The organism is Pseudomonas sp. 05N434, from assembly GCF_056396965.1.
Genome location: NZ_JBFTMK010000351.1, coordinates 1 through 5,345, shown reverse-complemented (window position 1 = coordinate 5,345; position 5,345 = coordinate 1). Strand labels below are relative to the sequence as shown.

The 5,345-nt window shown below is 62.3% G+C and carries 4 protein-coding genes and 1 pseudogene; all 5 read right to left on the bottom strand.

Features of this window, described 5'->3' with window-relative positions; all coding sequences use genetic code 11:
* Window positions 1-475 (bottom strand): class I SAM-dependent methyltransferase (locus AC1DLB_RS20240; RefSeq protein ID WP_477785523.1); only part of this gene is annotated, 475 nt, incomplete at its 3' end.
* Window positions 472-1,719, bottom strand: coding sequence for an NAD(P)/FAD-dependent oxidoreductase (locus AC1DLB_RS20235; protein WP_477785522.1), 1,248 nt, complete (start codon window positions 1,717-1,719; stop codon window positions 472-474). The genes AC1DLB_RS20235 and AC1DLB_RS20240, both read right to left, overlap by 4 nt.
* The gene (locus tag AC1DLB_RS20230) at window positions 1,706-2,866 is read right to left on the bottom strand and encodes a cation:proton antiporter (RefSeq protein WP_064615941.1); all 1,161 of its coding nucleotides are present in this window, start codon (window positions 2,864-2,866) and stop codon (window positions 1,706-1,708) included. Before AC1DLB_RS20230 ends, AC1DLB_RS20235 begins: the two co-directional genes overlap by 14 nt.
* Window positions 2,863-5,202 (bottom strand): MMPL family transporter, encoded by a 2,340-nt coding sequence (locus AC1DLB_RS20225; protein ID WP_018928596.1) that lies wholly within the window; start codon window positions 5,200-5,202, stop codon window positions 2,863-2,865. Before AC1DLB_RS20225 ends, AC1DLB_RS20230 begins: the two co-directional genes overlap by 4 nt.
* Window positions 5,186-5,345, bottom strand: a pseudogene (locus AC1DLB_RS20220) (outer membrane lipoprotein carrier protein LolA); the annotation flags it as partial. The gene AC1DLB_RS20225 and the pseudogene AC1DLB_RS20220, both read right to left, overlap by 17 nt.

Sequence of the window (5,345 nt, the reverse complement as noted above, 5' to 3'; positions counted from 1 at the left end):
ACGTATCAATGTAAGCCTCGGTGGACTCGGCGAACAGCAGATAACCGCCCGGCTTGAGCACCCGATAGAACTCGGCCAGGGCCTGATCCTGCTCGACAAGATGATGGAAGGTCTGGTGGCAGAACAGCAGATCGACACTGGCGTCCGGCACTTTAATGCTCGCGCAGTCACTGCCGATCAGCTCTACCTCCATGCCCTGGCGGGCCGCTTCTTCGCCGCTCAGGTTCAGGCTGTGAGGGTCGGCATCCAGTCCGATCAGATGCTTGGGCGCGAAGGTCTGGCGCAGGTACTGGAACGATTTGCCCTGGCCGCACCCGGCGTCCAGCAAGACCGGATTGCTGGGCAACGGTGTGCTGAACAGGCTGCGCAAGTCATTGATCGCCACTCGCAATACATGGTGCTGCCAGGTGTGGCTGCGCAGGAACCAGAAGCCGAAACGGGTTTCTTCGACGTAGTTGTCGCTCAAATAACTCATGTCGCTTCCCTGGCGCACAGGTCTGAGATCATCCGCAGTCGACGTTTGGCTTCGCTGACGAACGGGTTGCGTTCATCCCAGGCATAACCCGCGAGGATCGAGCTGATCATGCGGCGAATATCTTCTGTACCGCCCTGATAGAAAATCACATCCTGAAAAGTCCCTGCGTACCAGCCTTCGACGTAGCAACGGAAGGTGTCGACGCCGCGCTTGAGCGGTTCGGCGAATTCGGTCTGCCAGTCGACGCTTTCACCTTGCAGTTGGCGGTGCAGCACCCCGGCGGCCATGCTCGCCGAACGCATGGCGATGGTCACGCCGGAGGAGAACACCGGGTCGAGAAATTCCGCGGCATTGCCCAACAAGACGAAGCCAGGGCCATGCAGGGTTTTGACGTTGGCCGAATAACCGCCGATGGTCCGCGCGGGGGTATCCCACACCGCATTGTTCAGCACCCCGGCCAGGCTTGSCGTTTCAGCGATAAAGCCGCGCAGGCAGTCGTCCAGATTCTCGGTGCGGCCTGCGAAGTGTTCGGCGGCTGCCACGACGCCCACCGAGCAGCGACCGTTGCTGAACGGGATGGTCCAGAACCAGATGTCGCGCTGGGTCGGATGGGTGGTAATGAGGATTTTTTCCCGTTCGAAAGCCGGGCTGTCGATACAGTCTTCGACGTGGGTGAACACCGCCTGACGCACCGGAAAGTTCGACGGTGCCTCAAGGTCCAGCAAGCGTGGCAGTACGCGACCGTAGCCGCTGGCATCGAGCACGAAATCGGCCTCGACGCGGTATTGGCTGCCATCTTCGCGAAGCACATCGAGCTGCGGTTTCGCCAAGCTGAAATCAACGCTGACGATGGCTTCGCCGTAACGGACGTCGACTCCCTGCAGTTCAGCCTGATCGGCCAGCAGTTTGTCAAAGTCGGCGCGCTGAACCTGGAAGGTCGTCGGCTTGCCGYTGCTGAACGTCTCACCGAAATCGAAGGTGCTGTACTGATCGCCCCAGGCGAATGCCGCACCGTTCTTCAATTGGAAACCGGCCGCATTGACCGCGTCGAGCATGCCGGCTTCTTCGACGAAATCCAGGCAGTGGGACAGCAGGCTTTCACCGATGGAAAACCGCGGGAAATGCTGGCGTTCGATCATCAGCACATCATGGCCTTTGCGCTTGAGCAGCGCGGCGGCGATGGCGCCCGAGGGGCCGGCACCGATCACCACCACCTGACGACGTTCCATTTCAACTGTTGGCACGGGTGCTCCTTGCCGGGGCGGCGATGTTCAAAGGGATTCGGTGCATGCCGGCGAGTGCCGGCAGCAGGGTTGCGACCAGGCCCATCAACATCAGCGCGAAATACAGCTCGGGGCTGATGAGTTGTTGTTGCAGCAGCAGGTTGAGAAAGACGATCTCGCTCAAGCCGCGGATATTCAGTAAAAGGCTTTCCCGCCAGCGGCTGGCACCTTCAAACGAGACGCCGGCCCAGCCGAGGCCCAGCCAGTTGCCCAACAATTTGCTGGCGATCGGCAACAACAGGAGCGCGGCCAGTTGCACCCCACCGAGATTGTCGAGGGCGCTGTGCACGTTGATCTGCACGATGCCGAACGTGAGGATCAACGGGATGGCGATCCAGGTCTGCAAACGACTCATCCACGCCGTTGGCAATGGCAGTACCAGCGACACCTTGAGCACGGCCATGCACAGCAGGTAACCGATGCCGAAAATCAGCGCATTGAGCTTGAAGTGCTCGGCGACCACCAGCAGCGCGAAGAAGCAGCCGCTGTGCAGCAACGGCTGGCGCAACCCGAGCAGTCGCAGCAATAACGGCAGACAGGCGCCTGCCAGCGGCAGCAAGAGGCTGCTCAGGTGCAGGCTGCCTTGGGCGAACGCGAACAGGGTCCAGCAAGTCAGGTCGATCAGGATCGCGGTCTGCACCAGGCGTCGGGTGGCGGCGGGCGGGTAGTTGATGTGTCGCAGGTACAGGTACAACACCGGAATCGCGGTGATGGCGAACAACAGACCGACCGCCAGCGAGCTGATCCACGGCTGTGGCGGCAGTAACCAGACCGCTGTCGCCAGCCCGCAGGCAAAGGGAATGCAGAAACTCGGCAGGGCGATTTTCAGGCTCTGGCGATCCAGTCGCAGGTCGATCACGTCGCTGAGGATGTGCCCCAGCAGCAAGGCAAAGCTCAGGCTGTAGAGGTTCTTCAGCCAACCCGGCGAGATCAGGTCGGCACCGCTGAGATGCCAGCCTGGTTCGATCCAGAAATACATCAGCAGCGGCAGGCCGAAGGTTGCCAGCAACAACTGGCTGACGATCGGAATCAGACCGAAACGTCGACCGACGTGGGTGGCCATGGCGAACAACACCAGGGCCATGACCCAGAACGCCGCGACCATCATGCTGCTGGCTCCGCAACCGGGGCGGTGTGGACTTGGCGTCCGGCCCACGGCGCCAGGATGAAGCTGTACGCCAGGCCGAGGCTCACCGATAGGCCGAAGTTGCTCACCGCCGGTGTGCTGGACACCGCCAGCAGGCCAAACGATAGCCATGTGGTTGCGGCTGCCAGCATGGTGCCCAACAGGCTCGCGGCGGCGCCGCCGATCTGCTCGCGCATGAGGATCGCGTAGTCGACGCTGATGGCTGTCACCAGCAGCAGGCCGAACAGGCTGAACAGCGTCAGCGGCTGCCCGAGCCAGCCGAGGCTTGCCAGGCTGCACAGGGCCGCCAGTAGTGGCAGGGAGACAATTCGCAGTGCGCCACCGAGACCGAATGGCAGAATCAGCACCAGCACGATCAATACGCAGGAGGCGAGTTTCAATTCAGCGGCGCTGATTTGAGTTGCGGCAAATACCTTGTTCAGGTCGCCGAGGCGGTCGACCAGTTGCACACCCGGCAAGTCCAGCGCCTGGACCCGCAACAACGCCGGATTGTTCAAACCTTGCAGGCTGACCATCGCGGCCACGCCGTTATCGGTCGGCCCCAGCCACAGGGTGCGGTAGGGCTCGGCCAATGGGCCGGCCAGGGCCGCATCGATATCTTCGGTGGGCAGCGCCTGTAGCTTCACCAACTCGGCTTGCAGCGCGTCGGCAGGCACGCCAAGCTCGAGCAACGGTTGCCAGAACTGCGGCAGCTTGCCCAGAGCATCACGCACTTTGCGCTGTTCGCTCGGCGGGCTGACCAACTGGTTGAGCGACAGGTAGCCCTGGAGTTTTTCCAGGTTGACCAACTGATCCAGGCGCTCGCTCAGTGCCGTCTGGCGTTCGAGCAACTCCTGCTGATTGGCCGCGCGCACCAGGAAAAACTGGCTGGTGGGTTGATAGCCGGTGATGCGCGCAATGGTCTGGGCTTCGTCCGTCAGTTGCTGCGGTGCGCCGACCCATTGGCGAATGTCGTTTTTTGTTTGCAACTGCAACAGACCGCCAACACAGAACGCGATCAACAGCGCCAGCAACACCGGCGTGCGTACGTATTTGAGCAGCGATTCACGCAGCGCCAGCAAAGACTCGGCAATGCGCATCGGCCATTGCGCCGGACGCAGTTGCGCGCCCTTGAGCAGCGCCGGCAGCAGGCACACCGCTGACAGATAAGCGCCGAGCAGGCCAGCGGCGGAGAACACGGCAATCTGGGTCAGGGCCGGGAACGGCGTCCAGGCCAGGGCCAGGTAGCCGATGCAACTGGTGATCAGGCTCAGCGTCAGCCCTGGCAGGGTCAGGCGCAACGCAGGCCAACTGTGCCAGGGTTTCAGGCTCCAGCTTTTCGACAGGTAATGCAGTGGGTAATCCACCGCCACGCCGATCAGGCTTGAGCCCAGCACCAGCGTCATCACATGCATCTGACCGAACAGTGCCACGCAGGCCACCGCGCCGAACAGCATGCCCACCAGCACCGGGACGAACGCCAGCACCACCCGCCAACGCCGGAAGGCCAGCAACAGCAGCAACAAAATCCCCATCGTGGCGCCGCCACCGACCCAGGTGATCTCGCGCGCGGCTTGCCGTTGACCGCTGGCGGCATACAGCAGGCCGCTGGCAGCGAGCAGTTGCACATCCGCCTGGGCGGCTTCTTCGCGACTGTGCTGGAGCAGGTCAGCCACTTGCAGCGGCAGGTTCATGTCGAATGCGTTGCCGACGGTTCGCGCCCGCAGCATCACCCAGCTCTTGCCGTCGGCATCGGCGACCAGCACGCCGCTGCCGATGTCCAACTGCACCGAACCGCGCTGTGGCTGGCTGTTCTGGATGCGCCCGGTCAGGCCGAGCCAGTCATCCTGGCTCGGCACCAGGCTGAACCCGGTGAAGGGGTCGAACAGGGCTTGTACCCGTTGCTGGATAAAGGCGTCGGGATGCTCGATGAGTTGCTGACGGTCGGCCGCGGACAGCATCGCCAGTCGGCCTTGCAGCAATTGCGTGCGCAGCGCAGGCAAGTCGGCTTGCAGGTTCCACTGGACCTTTTCGAACACGCCGCTGGCCTGCCACTGCTCACCGAGTTTTTGCGCCATGGCGATGGCTTGCTGACGGTCTTTATGGCCGACCAGTACCAGCATTTCCCGGTTCAACGGTTCTTGCATGCGTTGTTCGGCGCGCAGCTCCAGCGCGTCCGGCGCGGTGCCTGGCACCAGTTCCATCAGGTTGGCCGACAGCGGAGTGCCGTCGCGCCACTGCCAACCGGCGAGTGCGAGTACCGCCAGCAGCAGGACCAGGAACAGCCGCGGCAGCATCCGTTCACTCGGCAAAGTCATGTTGCTCCGCATCGCTCAAAGGTTGGGCGCTGGTGCTGTCCTGCATGCGCAACAGGGTTCGGTCACCCTGGGTTTCGAGCAGTTCGATGTTGTGTACCAGTTCGCCGCCGTCAATGTTGATCTGATTGAACACCTGTTTGAGC